At 66.4% G+C, this 16,953-nt stretch carries 15 protein-coding genes; 6 read left to right on the top strand and 9 right to left on the bottom strand.

Annotation, left to right across the window (positions count from 1 at the left end; translation table 11 throughout):
* The first annotated feature begins 225 nt into the window (after positions 1 to 225).
* Positions 226 to 1,431: a formate-dependent phosphoribosylglycinamide formyltransferase gene (purT, locus tag DN412_RS39525; RefSeq protein ID WP_115216509.1), complete on the top strand. Its 1,206-nt coding sequence runs from the start codon at positions 226 to 228 to the stop codon at positions 1,429 to 1,431.
* Between the two features lie 14 nt (positions 1,432 to 1,445).
* Here purT and DN412_RS39530 read toward each other — a convergent pair whose 3' ends face one another.
* Both DN412_RS39530 and DN412_RS39535 read right to left on the bottom strand, forming a co-directional pair.
* On the bottom strand, positions 1,446 to 2,777 hold the full coding sequence (locus DN412_RS39530) for a mechanosensitive ion channel family protein (RefSeq protein ID WP_115216510.1): 1,332 nt from the start codon (positions 2,775 to 2,777) through the stop codon (positions 1,446 to 1,448).
* Positions 2,778 to 2,871: 94 nt separating this feature from the next.
* Positions 2,872 to 3,189 carry a DMT family transporter gene (locus tag DN412_RS39535; protein ID WP_115216519.1) on the bottom strand — a complete coding sequence of 106 codons (318 nt, stop codon included), beginning with the start codon at positions 3,187 to 3,189 and terminating at the stop codon, positions 2,872 to 2,874.
* Positions 3,190 to 3,311: 122 nt separating this feature from the next.
* Between DN412_RS39535 and DN412_RS39540 the strand changes: the two genes are divergently transcribed.
* A complete protein-coding gene (locus tag DN412_RS39540) occupies positions 3,312 to 4,226 on the top strand; it encodes a LysR family transcriptional regulator (RefSeq protein WP_115216511.1) in 915 nt (304 codons plus the stop codon).
* 15 nt (positions 4,227 to 4,241) lie between these two features.
* Here DN412_RS39540 and DN412_RS39545 read toward each other — a convergent pair whose 3' ends face one another.
* From DN412_RS39545 to DN412_RS39565, 6 genes are all read right to left on the bottom strand, one after another.
* Positions 4,242 to 5,159 carry a hypothetical protein gene (locus tag DN412_RS39545; protein WP_244223049.1) on the bottom strand — a complete coding sequence of 306 codons (918 nt, stop codon included), beginning with the start codon at positions 5,157 to 5,159 and terminating at the stop codon, positions 4,242 to 4,244.
* Positions 5,160 to 5,163: 4 nt separating this feature from the next.
* The gene (locus DN412_RS39550) at positions 5,164 to 6,507 is read right to left on the bottom strand and encodes a TolC family protein (protein WP_161564117.1); all 1,344 of its coding nucleotides are present in this window, start codon (positions 6,505 to 6,507) and stop codon (positions 5,164 to 5,166) included.
* Complete coding sequence (locus tag DN412_RS39555) at positions 6,504 to 8,543, bottom strand: peptidase domain-containing ABC transporter (RefSeq protein WP_244223050.1); 2,040 nt, start codon at positions 8,541 to 8,543, stop codon at positions 6,504 to 6,506. The genes DN412_RS39550 and DN412_RS39555 overlap by 4 nt, the downstream gene beginning before the upstream one ends.
* 121 nt (positions 8,544 to 8,664) lie before the next feature.
* Positions 8,665 to 8,814 carry a hypothetical protein gene (locus tag DN412_RS43650; protein ID WP_161564118.1) on the bottom strand — a complete coding sequence of 50 codons (150 nt, stop codon included), beginning with the start codon at positions 8,812 to 8,814 and terminating at the stop codon, positions 8,665 to 8,667.
* A gap of 105 nt (positions 8,815 to 8,919) precedes the next feature.
* Positions 8,920 to 9,858, bottom strand: coding sequence for a fimbrial protein (locus DN412_RS39560; RefSeq protein ID WP_115216513.1), 939 nt, complete (start codon positions 9,856 to 9,858; stop codon positions 8,920 to 8,922).
* A 475-nt stretch (positions 9,859 to 10,333) separates the two neighbouring features.
* Positions 10,334 to 11,545, bottom strand: coding sequence for a cyclic di-GMP phosphodiesterase (locus DN412_RS39565; protein WP_115216514.1), 1,212 nt, complete (start codon positions 11,543 to 11,545; stop codon positions 10,334 to 10,336).
* 227 nt (positions 11,546 to 11,772) lie between these two features.
* Between DN412_RS39565 and DN412_RS39570 the strand changes: the two genes are divergently transcribed.
* Positions 11,773 to 12,066 (top strand): putative quinol monooxygenase, encoded by a 294-nt coding sequence (locus DN412_RS39570; protein WP_115216515.1) that lies wholly within the window; start codon positions 11,773 to 11,775, stop codon positions 12,064 to 12,066.
* Between the two features lie 131 nt (positions 12,067 to 12,197).
* The gene (locus DN412_RS39575) at positions 12,198 to 13,196 is read left to right on the top strand and encodes a cysteine synthase A (RefSeq protein WP_115216516.1); all 999 of its coding nucleotides are present in this window, start codon (positions 12,198 to 12,200) and stop codon (positions 13,194 to 13,196) included.
* Positions 13,197 to 13,219: 23 nt separating this feature from the next.
* Here DN412_RS39575 and prpR read toward each other — a convergent pair whose 3' ends face one another.
* Positions 13,220 to 15,184: a propionate catabolism operon regulatory protein PrpR gene (gene prpR / locus DN412_RS39580; RefSeq protein ID WP_115216517.1), complete on the bottom strand. Its 1,965-nt coding sequence runs from the start codon at positions 15,182 to 15,184 to the stop codon at positions 13,220 to 13,222.
* Between the two features lie 281 nt (positions 15,185 to 15,465).
* Between prpR and prpB the strand changes: the two genes are divergently transcribed.
* Entirely contained in the window at positions 15,466 to 16,374 is a 909-nt protein-coding gene (prpB, locus tag DN412_RS39585) for a methylisocitrate lyase (RefSeq protein ID WP_115216518.1), read from the top strand.
* Positions 16,375 to 16,461: 87 nt separating this feature from the next.
* A partial coding sequence (locus tag DN412_RS39590; protein WP_279635303.1) for a citrate/2-methylcitrate synthase occupies positions 16,462 to 16,953 on the top strand: 492 nt, incomplete at its 3' end.

The following is a 16,953-nucleotide window of genomic DNA, read 5'->3' on the forward strand; positions in this document are numbered from 1 at the left end:
GAAGGGCTGTGTCAGGCGCGTCCATTTGCGTGCTCCTTTGGAAAAACGAGAGTGTGCGAATCTTCGTTTTACTCCAGGAGTTGCCTCCGCGGCCCTTCATAGTATCTACATAACCAAGCCAACGAGCAGGAAGCCCCGCCGGCCACGCCGGCGAAACAGCCCCCACCAGCCCCCCCGCCACCACGTACAATCTCGTTTTTCCTTCCCGCCCTACCTCCCGCCCCCATGACCACCCTCGGAACCCCCCTCTCCCCCTCTGCCACCAAAGTGATGCTGCTCGGCTCCGGCGAGCTGGGCAAGGAAGTGCTGATCGCATTGCAGCGCCTGGGCGTGGAGACCATCGCCGTCGACCGCTATGACAATGCGCCCGGCCAGCAGGTGGCCCACCACGCGCGCACCATCGCCATGAGCGACCCGGACCAGCTCAAGGCCCTGATCGAAGCGGAGAAGCCGCATTTGGTCGTGCCTGAGATCGAAGCCATCGCCACGCCCATGCTGGAAACGCTGGAAGCCGCCGGCACCGTGCGCGTGATCCCCACCGCCCGCGCCGCGCGCCTGACCATGGACCGCGAAGGCATCCGCCGCCTGGCTGCCGAATCGCTCGGCCTGCCGACCAGCCCGTATAAGTTCTGCGACTCACTGGAAGAACTGCAGGCTGCCATCGACGGCGGCATCGGCTACCCGTGCGTGGTCAAGCCCGTAATGAGCAGCTCCGGCAAGGGCCAGAGCAAGATCGACGGCCCCGAGGGCGTCAAGGCGGCGTGGGACTACGCCATGGCCGGCGGCCGTGTCAGCCACGGCCGCGTGATCGTGGAAGGCTTTATCGATTTCGACTACGAGATCACGCTGCTGACCGTGCGCGCCATGGGTGCCAGCGGCCAGGTGGAGACGCAGTTCTGCGCGCCGATCGGCCACGTGCAGGTCAGCGGCGACTACGTCGAGAGCTGGCAGCCGCAGCCGATGCATCCCGCCGCGCTCCAGGCCGCCCAGCGTATCGCGCAGGCGGTCACCGCCGACCTGGGCGGCATGGGGCTGTTCGGCGTGGAGCTGTTCGTCAAGGGCGAGCAGGTCTGGTTCAGCGAAGTCAGCCCGCGCCCGCACGACACCGGCATGGTCACCATGGCCACGCAATGGCAGAACGAATTCGAGCTGCATGCCCGCGCCATCCTGGGCCTGCCGGTCGACACCAGCCTGCGCAGCCCCGGCGCCAGCGCTGTGATCTACGGCGGCGTGGATGCCCAGGGCGTGGTCTTCGACGGCGTGGAGCAGGCACTGAGCGTGCCGCAGACCGAGGTGCGCCTGTTCGGCAAGCCGGAGAGCTTCGTCAAGCGCCGCATGGGCGTGGCGCTGGCCTATGCCGACGATGTCGACACCGCCCGCACCCGCGCCAAGGAAGCCGCCAGCCGCGTGCGCCCGCGCGCGGTCGGCTGAGCGTCAACAGCAGATCAGATCGGATGGCTGCCCGCGGCGGCGCCGTGGGCCGGAGCATGCTGGACGGCGGCCTGCGCCGCCACCACCTGCGCGGCGGCCAGCACCGGCGAGACACGCACGCCGCTCAGGTCCGCGCCTGACGGCGCCTGGTACAGCCGCAGGCCCATCTCCGGCAGGATCGCCAGCAGGTGGTCGAACACGTCGCCCTGGATGCGCTCATAGTCCATCCATGCGGTCAGCGCGGTAAAGCAATAGATCTCCACCGGGATGCCCTGCGAATCGGGCTCCATCATGCGCACGTTCAGCAGCAGGTCGTGGTGGATTTCGGGATGCGCCTTCAGGTAGGCAATGCCATAGGCGCGGAAGGTGCCGATATTGGTCAGCCGGCGCCGGTTGACCGGATCATTGCCCGCGGCGCTCAGCAGGCGGTTGGCCTCGTCGACCTCGGCCTGCTTTTCCTCCAGGTAGTCGTGCAGCAGCCGGAAGCGCATCAGCGATTGCACCTCCTGGTCCTCCAGGAAGCGCACGCTGCCCGCATCCAGCCGCAGCGTGCGCTTGATGCGCCGTGCGCCGGATTCGAACATCTGCCGGTAGTTGCGGTAGCTCTCGGAAAACAGCTTGTAGGTCGGCACCGTGGTCACGGTGTTGTCCCAGTTCTGCACCTTGACCGTATGCAGGGCGATGTCCTTGACGTAGCCGTCGGCATTGCACTGGGGCATCTCGATCCAGTCGCCGATGCGCAGCATGTCGTTGGAGGTCAGCTGCGTGCTGGCCACCAGCGACAGCAGCGTGTCCTTGAACACCAGCAGCAGCACCGCCGACAGCGCGCCCAGGCCTGACAGCATCCACAGCGGCGAGCGGTCGATCAGGATCGACAGCACCAGCACCGCGCACACCAGCCCCAGCCCGAGCCGCCCCACCTGGATATAGCCCTTGATCGAGCGCGTCTGCGCCCGGCGGCTGCTGGCATACACGTCCTGGCAGGCGCCCAGCACGCCGCCCAGCATCAGGAAGAAGCAGATCCACAGGCTGGCATGTGCCATCCGCTCGATGGCCAGCGCATAGCGGCCCATGTGCGGGACCTCGCCAATGCCGACGGTGATCACCGCGAACCCGACCGCATAGCCGAAGCGCCGATAGGCGCGATGGCGCGTCAGCGCCGTGCTCCACGGCGCCTTGCCCCATACCGTCAGCAAGCGATGGGCGATGCGTGACATCACATGGCCGAATAGCCACTGCGCCACCGCGGCGATCAGCACCAGCGCCAGCACGTACAGGGCGATCTGCGCCCATGGATGGGCGGGAATACGTTGCGCGAACAACTCCAGCAGGGCATCGAAACTCATGGGGGGGACGACTTTAGCCAATGACTTGGCCAGATAGTGTACAGAACGTGTCCGTCACCCCTTGCATCCGGCACGGATTTCTCCCATCCGACGCCTACGCCGGCAGCAGCTTCAACCCACCGATCCCGACGAAGATCAGCCCGATCAGCAGCAGCCGCATCGGTGCAGCACTCTCGCCCAGGAACAGGATGCCGATCACCGTCACCCCGATCGCCCCGATCCCGGTCCAGATCGCGTAAGCCGTCCCGATCGGCAGGTGCCGCAACGCGGCGCTGAGCAGGAAGATGCTGGCCAGCGCCGCCCCGATGCCCAGCGCCGTTGGTCCGGGCCGCGTCCAGCCGTCGGTATGTTTGAGCGCCAGCGCCATCACGATCTCGATCAGGCCCGCCAGCACCAGCAGCAACCACGCCATCGCCATGTCTTTCATCCAGGTCTGCCGCCCGACACCCATTGCCGGGCACGCCACGCCACGCCACTGTAGGCTGTGCGGATCAGCACGAAAACTGGCGAATTCTGCAAAGAGGCTATGCAAACATGCAGGAAGCAGACTGGGACGACCTGAAGTACTTCCTTGCCGTAGGCCAGTCCGGCTCGCTTGCCGGCGCCGCTCGCGCCCTGCACGTCAACCATTCCACCGTCCTGCGCCGGCTGGCGCGGCTGGAAGAAACCCTGGGCACCCTGCTCTTCGAACGCCATGCCACCGGCTACGCCATGACCGCCGCCGGCGAGGCCCTGGCCCACCGGCTGGCCGGCGTCGGCGAGCAGATCGATGCGGCCCAGCGCCAGCTGTCCGGGCTCGACAGCCAGCTCAGCGGCCCGTTGCGCGTGACCACCACCGACACCCTGCTGGGCGGCTTGCTGATGCCGCTGTTCGCGGCGTTCCGCGCCATGCACCCGCGCATCCAGCTGCAGATCGTCATCAACAACAGCTTCCTGAGCCTGAGCCGGCGCGAGGCCGATGTGGCGATCCGGCCGGCGAATGCGCCGCCGGAATACCTGGTTGGCCGGCGTATCGGTCGGCTGCAGACGGCACCGTACGCTGCGCGACAGTACCTGGAGCAACTCGGCCTGCCGCCAGAACCGGACAGCCCCCGGCTGGCGGACTGGTCGGCCTATGACTGGGTCGTGCCGGACGATGCGCTGTCGCACCTGGCTCAGGCCCGCTGGATACGCGACCACGTGCCGGAGCATCGTCGCGCCGTCAGCGCCGACAGCCTGGTGGCGATGGCCGATGCCGTGCGCCATGGCATGGGGGCCGGCATGCTGCTGTGCCTGCTGGCCGGCAGCGACCCGGACCTGGTGCGGCTGGCGCCGGTGGACGGCGGCATGGACACGGACCTGTGGGTGCTGACGCACCCGGATCTCAGGCATAGCGCGCGGGTGCGTGCGTTCAACGACTTCCTGTCCGAGCGGTTGCGGGATGCGGCCCCGGTGGTCGGGGCGGCTTAGGCAGGTCTCAGGCCATCATCTGAGCGGCGCGAACCCATACTGGGACGGATGCCCGGCCAGGATCCAATTCGGATAATCGTCCCGGATCGCACGGCTGATATCGTCCGCGACGCGCTGTGGCGCATCGGCGCCTGCCAGTTCGATGGCATCGAGGTCGACCAGGCTGAAGCGCCCGTTGGCAAAGCGCAGGTAGAACGGCAGCAGCAACGCATCCTGCGGCGCGCCGATCCGGAACACCCCGCTGTGGATGCGCGCCGGACGTTCCAGTATGGTGACGCCGACCGTCTCCATCGGGTACCTCTGCATCAGGTAAGGCGGCACGTCCGCGAAGATCACCGCCACGCGATCGCGCCTGAGCGCGCGGGCGATCCGCAGCCCGAGACTGTTGCGGCCGGTCTCGTCATAGGTGTGCTGCACGCGCAAGCCGGCGATGAGCGTCGCCTCCTCGCCTCCGTAGGCCTCACGCCGTATCCCCGACACAATCGAGATCGCGGGCAGGCGCAATGCCGCGCTCACCGCATCCACCACGTAGACGTTGGCGTACTGCGAGACAAAGTGAAATGGCGACACGATCACCGGGCGTTCCGGCTCGGCTTGCCAGATGCGCTCGATCCGCTGCGCGAGCGCGCGCGCGGCGAGGTCCAGGTCCGGCAAGCGGACATCGCGCCCCGCGGCCCTTGCGGCAAGCAGGCGCCGGTCAATCATGCGTTCCGCCGCCGCCCCCGCCATGGAGCGCCACGCATCCGCGCGCCGCAGGCAGGCGTGGTCCCGCCCCCATTCATAGCGCGCTATCCCTTCCCACCTTGCGCGCGCGTCGAACAGGCTTCTCGCGCCCCAGGCAGCCCTGGCAAGCCGATCGAGGGTGCGCGGCGACAGGCGCAACAGCAGCGCATCCATCCAGCGCCGGGGCAGGCTACCGATCATCGCGGCCATGCCGTCAGCGCTCCGACGCGTTGCATTCACTATTGGATGGATCACGGTTCACCAGCAGGTTGTCGACATGCGCGATGTCATCGAAGCTCAGCGCTGCCACATCGGCCTTGAGTTGCAGGAACGCCAGCAGCATGTCGTAGCTGGCACGCAATTGCTCCTGGCGAGCCAGGTAGAGGGCATCGAGCGCGCGCAGCACGTCCAGGTTTGCCCTGCTGCCGGCCGTATAGCCGATCCGGGTCGCCGCCAGCGTGTCCTCGCGCGATTGCACGAGCTGGCCCAGCAGCGCATGCTGCTCGCCCGCCCAATGCAGCTTGCGCAACGATTCCCTCGCGTCGGCGCTGGCCTGTCGGGCGGCGCTGTGCAGCGCACTGTTGAATTTGTCCTCGCTGGCCAAGGCTGCCCTCAGGCTGGCCTGCATTTCACCGCCCGCGAAGACCGGCAGGGTCACGGTCAGCATGGCAGTCGTGGTGGTCGTCGGCCGCGCATAGCCCGATGCCGAGCCCGCCGGTGAATGGCTGCCCGTGACCGCCACCACGGGATACTGCTGCGCACGCACCTTACGGGTCTCGTACTGCGCATTCGACACCTCGATCTCGGCGAGTTGCACCGGATAGCTCTTCGTCCCGGCACGATCAATCCAGCGCTCGTCAGCATCCGGCGCGCGCCGCATGGGCGCAATCACGGCCGGCAGGCGCGAGCACGCCACGAACGGGCGCCCGATCAGCGTCTCGATCGCCCGGCGGCTGGCCTGCTGCGCAGTGCGCGCGTTCGCCTGCATCAGCTGCGCGGCAATGACCTGGGCCTGCGCTTCGCGTGCATCGACCACGGTTGCCTCGCCGCCAGCGCGCCGCCGTTCGATCAAGGTGCGTTGTTCCGTAACAGCCTTGAGATAGCCGGTCGCGCGCGCGGCTTCATCGTCCGCCGCGAGATAGCCGAAATAGGCGCGCGACACCCGCAACAGCAAGTCCTGCCGGAACCGGGCCAGTTCCACTTCGGCGCGTGCCTCGGCCAGGCTTGCCTGGCGGTACGCCATCCAGCGCCCCCAGTCGAACACGGGCTGCGTCAGGCCCACAGACCATCCGTTCTGCCAATAGCGCACCGCCGGAAAATCCTCGGTCTCGACCTGGTTGTAGGCGCGGCCCCAGCCCGCATCGATGCGCGGCAGCAGCGCGGCGCGCGCGCGGGGCACCGCCTCGCGCCCGATCTCCGCCGCGGCACGTGCCGCGGCGTAGCCGGCGTCGTACGCGATGGCCTCGGCCATGACCGTGGCCAGGTCGGCGGCGCGCACGGTGGGCGCGGCACAGTTTGCGCCCACCGCGAGCATCGTGGCGATCCAGAAGCGTTTCATGCGCATGTTTCGCCCTGAACCGCGCCCGCGCCAGCCAGTTGCCCGCGCGGCACCAGCCTGCCGTCAATCAGTTCGTACCAGCGATCGAATGTCGCCGCCAGCGACATATCGTGGGTAATCGTCACCACCGTGCGGCCAAGCCGCTGCAGCAGCGCTCCGATCCGCGCCACCGATACCGGATCCAGGTTCGACGTCGGCTCATCCAGCAACAGCAGTTCGGCCGGCTGGTACAGCGTGCGCGCCAGGATCAGGCGCTGCCGCTGTCCGGCGGAGATACTGGCGATCGAGTCGCTGATGATTGTGCGCGTGCGCATCGGCAGCCGCATCACATCGTCAAGCAGGCCAACCTCGCCGAGGATCTTCTGGATGCGATCGTGATCGGCATTCGCCTCGAACAAGGACACGTTGTCCGCGATCGATCCGTGCAGGATGATGTCGCCCTGCCGCATTTGCGTGACATGGCGCCGGATTTCGTCCACCGTGAGATTCGGCCAGTGAATGCCGTTCAGGCTGATCGATCCCTGCTGCAAGGGCTCCGCGGCCGCCAGCAGCTTGAACAGCGTCGATTTTCCGCTGCCGGAAGGCCCGACAATTGCGATCTTGTCGCCACGGCGGATATCGAGGGCCACATTGCGCAGCACGTCGCGGTCGGACACGCCATAGCTGAAGGTCACGTCACGCACCGCGATCGTCTCGAACCGGGCCACCTCCACCGCGCGATTCCGCTCGCCCATCGGCGCGTAGCGCTCCGGTTCGCTGTCGACGATATCGGCAACGCGCGCAACCGGCACGTTCAGCATGAAGCGACCGAAGGCCGCATTGATGACGGACGCCAGGCGTTCCGAAGCCAGCGACTTGTAGATCATGAACGAATAGAACACGCCCATCGAGACCTTGCCGTCCAGCATCAGGCCGGCCGCCAGCCAGGTCACGGCGATCACGTCCGCGTATTCGACGGACTTCAGCACCGCATCGCGGACGGCGGCCAGCTTTGCGCTGCGCAGCGAAGCCGCCGCGCAGGCCCTGAACTGCGCCATATAGGCCGCCGTCCGGCGCGTTTCCCCGGATGACAACTTGATCAGCGAGGCGGCCCGGATGGTCTCGATCAAGGTGTCGTCGCACCTCGCAGATTGCTCCAGCACCAGCATGTGGGCGTCGCGCATCGGTGCATAGAGTGCAAACGAAACACCCAGGTAGAGAACAAAGATCCCCAGGGCGATTCCGGTCAGCAAAGGGCTCTGCACCAGCATCAGCAAGACGGCAAGCACGCCCACCGCCAGGTCGATGCGCAGCGATATCGCAGTGTGCGCGGCATAGCGGTTGATCTCCTCCTGCGACTTGATGCGCGAGAAGATATCGCCGACATTGCGCTTCTCGAAATAGGAGATGGGGTTGCGCAGCAGCTGGCCCACCAGCCCCTCGGTCATGTTCACATTGACCAGGGCCGCCACCAGCTCGGACAGGTAGGACTGCACGAACTTGCTGAATGCACCAATGGCGAGGATGCTGGCGAAGGTCAGCGTGAGGACATGCAGCAGATTCCTGTTATCCGCCGTGACCACGTAGTCGAGCACCAGGCTGCCGAAGTACGGCATCGCCAGGATGGCGGCCTGGCCGCCGAGCGCCCCGCCACGCTCTGCTTCGGTGCGGCGCACGGCTGCGGCACGGGCTTCCAGGGCCTCGGCGCGCTGGCGGAACTGGCGCTCGGCCTCGGCGATCTGGGCGTCGCGCATCTGTTCGTCGAATACGGCGCGCTGGCGTCCATCGCTGGACAGGGACAGGTCACGCACCAGCTGGAAAAGCGGTTCGCCCTGGCGCACGTGTTGCGCGGGCTTTACGTAGACTGCCGCCACCAGCCCTTCCAGTCCTTCAAACTTGGTATCGCTGGCTGACACCACTTCGCACGGCACATCCCGCTTGATCTCGATTTCACAAAAGAATGCCAGGCATCCCGCGCTGATGACGACGGCCGAGGTGCAATACGCGATCCAGCGCCACCGCACATCCCTGAAATTTGGCAGATTGACCGCTTCCAAACTGTATTTCCTTGCTGCTGGTACCACAACGCTGCGCCGGTGCGCGAGGCCCGTTTCAAGGCCCCGCACACCGGCTCATGTCGGCCATCGCCTGCGCAGGCATGGCCGATCCACTCAATCGTTACGCCTTCTTCGTTGGCGGCGGAGCCACCTGGCCGCCATCGCCGCCGGGCTTGGCCGACGTCTTGCTGGCCGAGGTGGTGCAACATTTCTTGCAGCATCCGCCAGCCACCTGCGACTGGACGAGGGCTTCACGATCAATCTTCTGCATTTACTTCTCCAGTTAAGACAAAAACACGTCATAAAGACGCTGCTCCAACGGCGGAGCCCACTACAACTGCGCGTTGCGACGCCAGGCCCGACAGCGGCCAGTGCGTCATTGATAGGACATGGTGAACGTAGCCGCGGCAAACACGGCGCCCGGGTTCATCGCGCTGGCAATGCGCACGTATCGCGCCGACACCGGGGCCTTGTAGACGGTGTTGCTGACGGCGCCGATCGTCACCTGGTTGACGTTCCCGGCCACCGACGAATCCGGGCCATAGCTCACGGGATTGCCACTCCACAGGATCTGGACGCCGACCCCCGACGCCGTCGACGCACTCGTCAGTTCAAGCGCGCTGGACCGGTTGCCCGCGTTGTTGCCATCGGTAAAGGTCACGGCGAGCGTGGATGTGACACCACTGCAGTTCACCGACAGGTCAAATGCCGTCGCCGGCGATACCGCCCCGACCTGGGCCAGGGTGCTGGCCTTGATCGACGGCAAGGTAACCGCGATGTCGCGCTGCACCACGGTGCATGTGGTCGGAACTACTGTGACGGCATTGGCAAGCGTCAGGGCCGAGCCCTCGATCCCGCCGATCGTCTGCGTCATGACGACTCCGCGGGGAACCTGCGCGTTGGCCCCGATGTCACCGGTCTTGACCAGTTGCAGCAGAACCGGCGCGCCCAGATAGACGTAGCACTTGCCGCTGGGCGGGTTGTTGCAGTTTGCGGGATTGTCGAAGGTCGGGATGGTGACACTGCCGGTATTCAGAACATAGCTTGCAGCCGTGACCTTGTAGCCAATCCCCGCGATGCCGGTAGGTATCACCCCATTGGACGACGTCGCGCCCGAGCCACTAAGGTAGTCAGCGGTGGCCGAGCCCGAGCAATACACGCCGACCGGTGACTGTTGATTGAACGCGTAATTAAACGTCCCGGATGCAATGACCGAACCGACCACGGCATCGCGTGGAATGCTCACGTTCCCCGGCAGGGTCACGGTAGCGCGATACTCCCCGCCACTGCCGAGCGTGCACGCGGCATGCGCCATGGAGGGCGCAAGCACCGCCCATAGCAATGCACCCAATGCCCCCGACATCCACTTCCTCGTGCGGCGTTCGCCCGACGCCCCGCAGCCTGACCAAAGTCTTACCCCCATTGCCAGCTCCTTTTCATTTATCCGGACGGCGGCACCCCATACCCGCCATTCCGGTTCATTCCCGATTGACAAAAATGCAGACGAACTCGTACGCGCGCCGCAATGCGACACGACAATTATTTTTTTAAGCGATTAATTCCAGACGGCGCCCGATTTTTTATGCGCGCCGAGCCTGGTATGACAGAAGGCTGCCCGCCATTGGGGCGGCCTTCCAGCCTGGTTCCCCATCAACGGAATGCCGGACAGAAAGCTGACGTTTTCTGCCTATCCCCTCAATCAAAGTTCGGCGATATTGTCATGAGGCCGAAACGGAACATATAAGGGAAGCCTTAAAACGTGGAATGAAGATAGGAAATTTCAGATCGGATCAGGCTTGCGGCGCATACATTTCCATCAGCTGCTCATCCGTATACCCCCACTCGGCCGCACTCTCGAATGCCACCACGGTTTCGTCGCTGTGGCGCAGGTCGATCAGTTCGGTGGGGACGGGCCTGGACTGCGAGACGGAGTAGAACGCCATCACCTTCGGCCGCAGCGGGTCGGCGTCGTTCTGCGCGCAGACCACCGCCAGCCGGTTGGAGCGCAGCCGCAGCACCGTGCCAAGCGGGTAGATGCCCACGGTGCGGGAGAAGGCCTTGAACACGCGCCGGTCGAACAGCGTGTCGACGCGCACCGCCATGTACTCCATGGCGCGCGCCGGCGACCACGGCTCGTGCCCCGGGCGGCTGGAGGTCAGCGCGTCATAGGCATCGCAGATCGCGGCAATCTTGGCATGCACGCTCAGCTCGCGCCCCACCAGCCCATAGGGGAAGCCGCGCCCGTCCACGCGTTCGTGGTGGTGGACGCAGACATCGAGCGGAATATTGGAATAGAGCCGGGCCTCGTTCAGGATACGGTAGCCGGCCGACGGGTGGCGGCGGTAGATCTCCTCTTCCTCGGGCGTGCGTTCGCTGGCCCTGCGCACGATGGCTTCCGGCAGCGTCAGCTTGCCGATGTCGTGGACCAGGCCGGCCAGGCCGAGTTCGCCCACCTCATCGTCGGGCAGGCCCAGCGTGCGGCCAACGGCGATCATCAGCGCGCAGACGGCAAAGGCGTGCAGGTAGTTGTCGTCGCCGCGCGCCTTGAGCCGCGCCAGCGCCAGCAGCGCCTGCCCATGGCGCAACAGCGAGCGCGAGGCGGCGTCGACCAGCAGCAGCGCGCCGCTGACCTCCAGCGCGCGGCCCATGCGGATATCGGCGAACATCGAGCCGATCACGGCCTTGCCGGACTGCAGCAGCTCGCGGGCGCGCACGATTTCGGCTTCGAGCGTGGCGGTGCATTGCGGCGCGGTGGTGGCCTCCATGGGGTCCGGCGTCGGGACGGATCCGGGGATTTCCGGCATTTCCTGTGCTGGCACATTGCGACCCTTAAGGATGTCGATCCAGACCTCCTGCACCCCTGCCGATAGTATTTGCCGAACCTGGTCCTCATTGGCGACCAGGAACCGGGCACGCCAGAACGGATGGTTGATCCACGGGCCGCCCAGCCTGGCGACGAACATCCCGACCTGCAGTTGCTCCGACCGAATGCGTCTCAACATGCGTTAACCCCTCGGATGATGGATTTCTTGTGTTCGCCCCTGATATCGGCAGCCGCCGGCATAACTTGAGGCGCCATTGGAGGGGAAGGAGCCGGGCCGCCCGCCCTTGTCAAGCGCCGGCCGAATGCCCGGACGGCGCCGTCGGGCATTTCCGGCGGGGGCATCGGCGCCGCTACAATGGCCTGCCCAGTGCTCACAAGACGCCAGCCAGTCGCCCCCGTTCACCCATGTCCGGAACGTACACGCTAGTCGGCATCGCCCGTGCCAAGACCCATCGCCGCGAGGCGCTGGTATCCCAGCTCACCGCGCTGCGCTCACGCGGGCTAACGGAGCCCGGCTGCCTGGACTACCACGTCGGGCAAGACGCGGAGGATGCGCGGGTCTTTGTGATCTACATGGTCTGGGACTCCAAGCGCGCACTCGAATCCCACCTGAACCGGCCTTATATGCGCGACTTCCACGCCTCGCGCGCGGACTTCGTCGAGGGCGACTTCAGCTTCCGCTGGCTCAACGCAGCCTGATCCCCGGGGCGCCATGCCGGTCACTTCCGGCGCCCTTCCGCCCCGCCCCCGCCCCCTCGCGGCTTGTCATTCCCGCCCTACCCATCTATCACTCAATGTGACGCCCGCTGCGGGCGCGGCAGGAGTGCATCATGGAAGTCAGGGATGGATTTGCCGGCACCATCGGCCACACGCCGCTGATCCGGCTGGCTGGCCTGAGCGCCGAAACCGGCTGCGACATCTACGGCAAGGCGGAATTCCTCAATCCGGGCGGCTCGGTCAAGGACCGCGCGGCGCTATACATCATCCGCGATGCCGAGCGGCGCGGGCTGCTGAAACCAGGCGGCACGGTGATCGAGGGCACCGCCGGCAACACCGGCATCGGCCTGGCCCACCTGTGCGCGGCGCGCGGCTACCGCTGCATCGTGGTGATCCCGGACACGCAGTCGCCGGAGAAGATGGAACGGCTGCGCATGCTCGGCGCCGAGGTGCGCGCGGTGCCTGCCAAGCCCTACGCCGACCCCGACAACTACCAGAAGATCGCCGGCCGGCTGGCCGAGGAGACCGATAACGCGATCTGGGCCAACCAGTTCGACAACCTGGCCAACCGCCAGGCCCATTACGAGACCACCGGCCCCGAGATCTGGCACGCCACCGCCGGGCACATCGATGCCTTCACCTGCTCCACCGGCACCGGCGGCTCGCTGGCGGGCATTGCGCGCTGCCTGAAGGAACACAAGCCGGGTGTGCGCATCGTGCTGGCCGACCCGCACGGCAGCGGCCTGTACCACTTCGTCAAGCACCGCGAGGTCAAGACAGAAGGCAGTTCGATCACCGAAGGCATCGGCTCCAGCCGGGTCACCGCGAACCTGCAGGACACGCCCATCGACGACGCGGTCCGCATCGACGACCAGACCTGCGTGGACATGGTCTACCGCCTGCTGCGCGAAGAAGGGTTGTTCCTGGGCGGATCGTCCGGCATCAACGTCGGTGCCGCGGTGGCGCTGGCGCGCGAGATGGGGCCGGGGCACACCATCGTCACGCTGCTGTGCGACCGCGGCGACCTGTATATGGGGCGGCTGTTCAATGAAGCCTGGCTGGAAAGCAAGGGGCTGCAGCCGATTCCCTTCCGTCGGGCCGGCCCCGGCTAGATGCTTGCGCGGCTCATGCAGCCTTAAGCCGCCTTAAGCCGCCGCCATAGCGTGGTCGGGCTGATGCCGAGGATATGGCAGGCGGCGGTCCGGTCGCCGCCGCACTCCTCCAGCACGCGCCGGATATGGTCGACTTCGCTGGATTGCTTCACGCGCGCCAGCGAGCGGCGCGCGCGTGCGGCAGGCGCGGCCGGTTCTGCATCCCGCTCGGCCGCAGGCAGCGCGCCATCGCCAAACAGTTCAGGCGCCGCGGCCAGCAGTTCTCGCTGCAGGGCATCACTTTCCAGCCGGCGCCCCGCGACCAGCACCGCAATCCGTTCGGTCACGTTTTCCAGTTCGCGGATATTGCCGGGCCAGCGGTAGCGCCCTAATCGCGCGCGGGCGGCGGCGGGCAGGCGCTGCGGGCGCTCCAGGCCCAGGCGCTCCTGCGCGCGCCGGTACAGCAGCTCTGCCAGTTCCGGCAGGTCTTCGGCGCGCTCGCGCAACGGCGGCATCTCGATGCGCAGGATGTTGAGGCGGTAGTACAGGTCCTGCCGGAACGTGCCATCGCGCACCATCGCCGTCAGGTCGCGATGGGTGGCGGCGATCACGCGCACGTTGACCGGCACGGCATCGAGCCCGCCGATCGGCAGCACCTGCTTTTCCTGCAGCACGCGCAGCAGGCGCGTCTGCAGCGCGGACGGCATGTCGCCCACCTCGTCGAGGAACAGCGTGCCGTTATGGGCCGATTCGAACAGGCCGGCCTTGCCGCCACGGCGCGCGCCGGTGAAGGCGCCCTCCTCATAGCCGAACAGCTCGCTCTCCAGCAATGCCTCGGGAAACGCCGCGCAATTGACCGCCACGAACGGGAAGGCGCGGCGCGGGCTGGCGTCGTGCATGCCCTGCGCCAGCACTTCCTTGCCGGTGCCGCTCTCGCCGCCGATCAGCACGGTGGAGTCGACCGCCGCGTAGCGTCGCGCCAGTTCGCGCAATTCCGTCATCGCCGCGGAAGTGCCCGCCAGGTCGTCCAGGCTGTAGCGCACGCCCGCCGGCCGCGTGCGGCTGCGCGAGCGCAGGTTGCGGTCCACGCGCTGGATCACGCTGGCGTCCTGGATGGTCAGCACCGCGCCGGCGGTGCCGGCTTCGCCGATGATGGGAATGCGGTTGACCACCACCATCTTGTCGCCGAGCTTGTGGATCGCTTCCAGCTCCTTGTCGCCACTCTGCATCACGCCTTCGAGCGCCAGGTTGGGCGCCAGCGTCTGCAGCTTGCGCCCGACCGCGGCGGTGGCCGAGGTGCCGAGGAAGCGCTCCATCGCCGGATTGAACGACTGGATGCGCCCTTCGGCATCCACCGCCGCCACGCCCTCGTTCAGATGCGCCAGGATGGTGTTGACGTAGTCGCGCCGGGTGGCCTCGATGCGACGCAGGCGCGCAGCCTCGATCGCGTCTTCCAGCGCCATGCGCACCGAGTTGCCGGAATACAGGAACACGCCGGTCAGTCCATAACGGTCGGCCAGGTCAGTCACCAGGCCGGGGCCGACCACGACCTGGATGCCCTCCTGCTTGAGCGCCTTCACGCGCGCCACGGCATCGTCCTCGGTCAGGTAGGTATAGGCCGGGACCGACAGCGAAAACGCGCGCACGAATTCGTCCACCTCGGCATAGGTCGAAGCATGCGTGACCAGCGCCACCCGCGGCGAGATACGCCGCGCGGTGGCCAGCGCGCTCATCACGTCGAAGCCCGTGACCTTGACCAGCACCACCGGCACGTCCACGTGCTGGCGCAGATAGGCGCCGTTGGAGCCGCCCGCCACCACCACGTCGAGCCGGCCCTCGCGCGCCTCGCGCGCCACGGCGCTGGCGGCGGCCTCGAAACCTTTGCCGACAATACGGAATTCAGCCCGGTCGGCATAGGCCGGGATCAGGTCGGCGAAGGCGCGCGCCAGGCGGCTGATGCCGATGGCCCAGATGCGCGGGCGGGCTTGCGTGGAAACGGGAGGAGCCATGGTGCATTGCAGAAAGAAAGCGTGGTGAAACCCGTGACGAACAGGCGTACAGTGCTGGCACATTGTCCGCCACGCGGCTCATGATTTCAACTTTGAATTCCAAACTTGTGATTTTGAAATTCAATTGTGCTGAAAACATGACTTGAAATGGGCGGCAAGCCTAGTCGCCTTGCCCGCCAACCCTGTGCTGACAAGGGCTGGCGGATTTTCCGGGTACCCGCCCATGGGCTTGGCACATCCCTTGCAGTATTGGACCCGTCCTGTTCACCAACGCATACGCCATGACCTACTCCGCTTCCGACCTCGCGCGCTCCGCTGGCGCCCGTTTCCGCCAGGCGCTTGCCGACGAGCATCCGCTGCAGGTGGTCGGCACCATCAACGCCAACCACGCCCTGCTGGCCAAGCGCGCCGGCTACCGGGCCATCTACCTGTCGGGCGGCGGCGTTGCGGCCGGCTCGCTGGGACTGCCGGACCTGGGTATCTCGAACCTGGACGACGTGCTGACCGATGTCCGCCGCATTACCGACGTGTGCGACACGCCGCTGCTGGTGGACGTCGACACCGGCTTCGGCGCCTCGGCCTTCAACGTGGCCCGCACCACCAAGTCGCTGATCAAGTTTGGCGCGGCCGCCATGCATATCGAGGACCAGGTCGGCGCCAAGCGCTGCGGCCACCGTCCCAACAAGGAAATCGTCACCCAGGGTGAAATGGTCGACCGCATCAAGGCCGCCGTCGATGCCCGCACCGATGAGAACTTCGTCATCATGGCCCGCACCGACGCGCTCGCCGTTGAAGGCCTGGACAAGGCCATCGAGCGCGCCGTGGCGTGCGTGGAAGCCGGCGCCGACGCCATCTTCCCGGAAGCCATGACCGACCTGGCCATGTACCGCAAGTTCGTCGATGCGGTGAAGGTGCCGGTGCTGGCCAATATCACCGAATTCGGCTCCACCCCGCTGTTCACCACCGACGAACTGGGCGGCGCCGGCGTGTCGATGGTGCTGTACCCGCTGTCGGCCTTCCGCGCGATGAACAAGGCGGCGGAAAACGTCTACGCGGCCATCCGCCGCGACGGCTCACAGAAAAACGTGGTCGATACCATGCAGACCCGCGCCGAGCTCTACGAGAGCATCGGCTACCATGCCTTCGAGCAGAAGCTTGACGCGCTCTTCGCACAAGGCAAGGGCAAGTAAGCAAGACTCACGCGCGGCCGGGCTATGTCCCGGCCGCTTGCACGACCACAGACAGGCAATACCAGGCATCACACAAAGGAGACCCAGATGTCCGAAGCGCAACCGCTCGTCACTCCCAAGCCCAAGAAATCCGTCGCCCTGTCGGGCGTGACCGCCGGCAACACCGCGCTGTGCACCGTCGGCCGCACCGGCAATGACCTGCACTACCGCGGCTACGACATCCTCGACATCGCCGAGACCTGCGAGTTCGAGGAAATCGCCCACCTGCTGGTGCACGGCAAGCTGCCGACCAAATCCGAACTGGCCGCCTACAAGGCCAAGCTCAAGAGCCTGCGCGGCCTGCCCGCCAACGTCAAGGCCGCGCTGGAATGGGTTCCCGCCAGCGCCCACCCGATGGACGTGATGCGCACCGGCGTGTCGGTGCTGGGCACCGTGCTGCCGGAGAAGGAAGACCATAACACCCCGGGCGCGCGCGATATCGCCGACCGCCTGATGGCCAGCCTCGGCTCGATGCTGCTGTACTGGTACCACTACAGCCACAACGGCCGCCGTATCGAGGTAGAGACCGACGATGACTCC

The sequence above is a fragment of the Cupriavidus lacunae genome (assembly GCF_003353055.1).
GTDB lineage: Bacteria > Pseudomonadota > Gammaproteobacteria > Burkholderiales > Burkholderiaceae > Cupriavidus > Cupriavidus lacunae.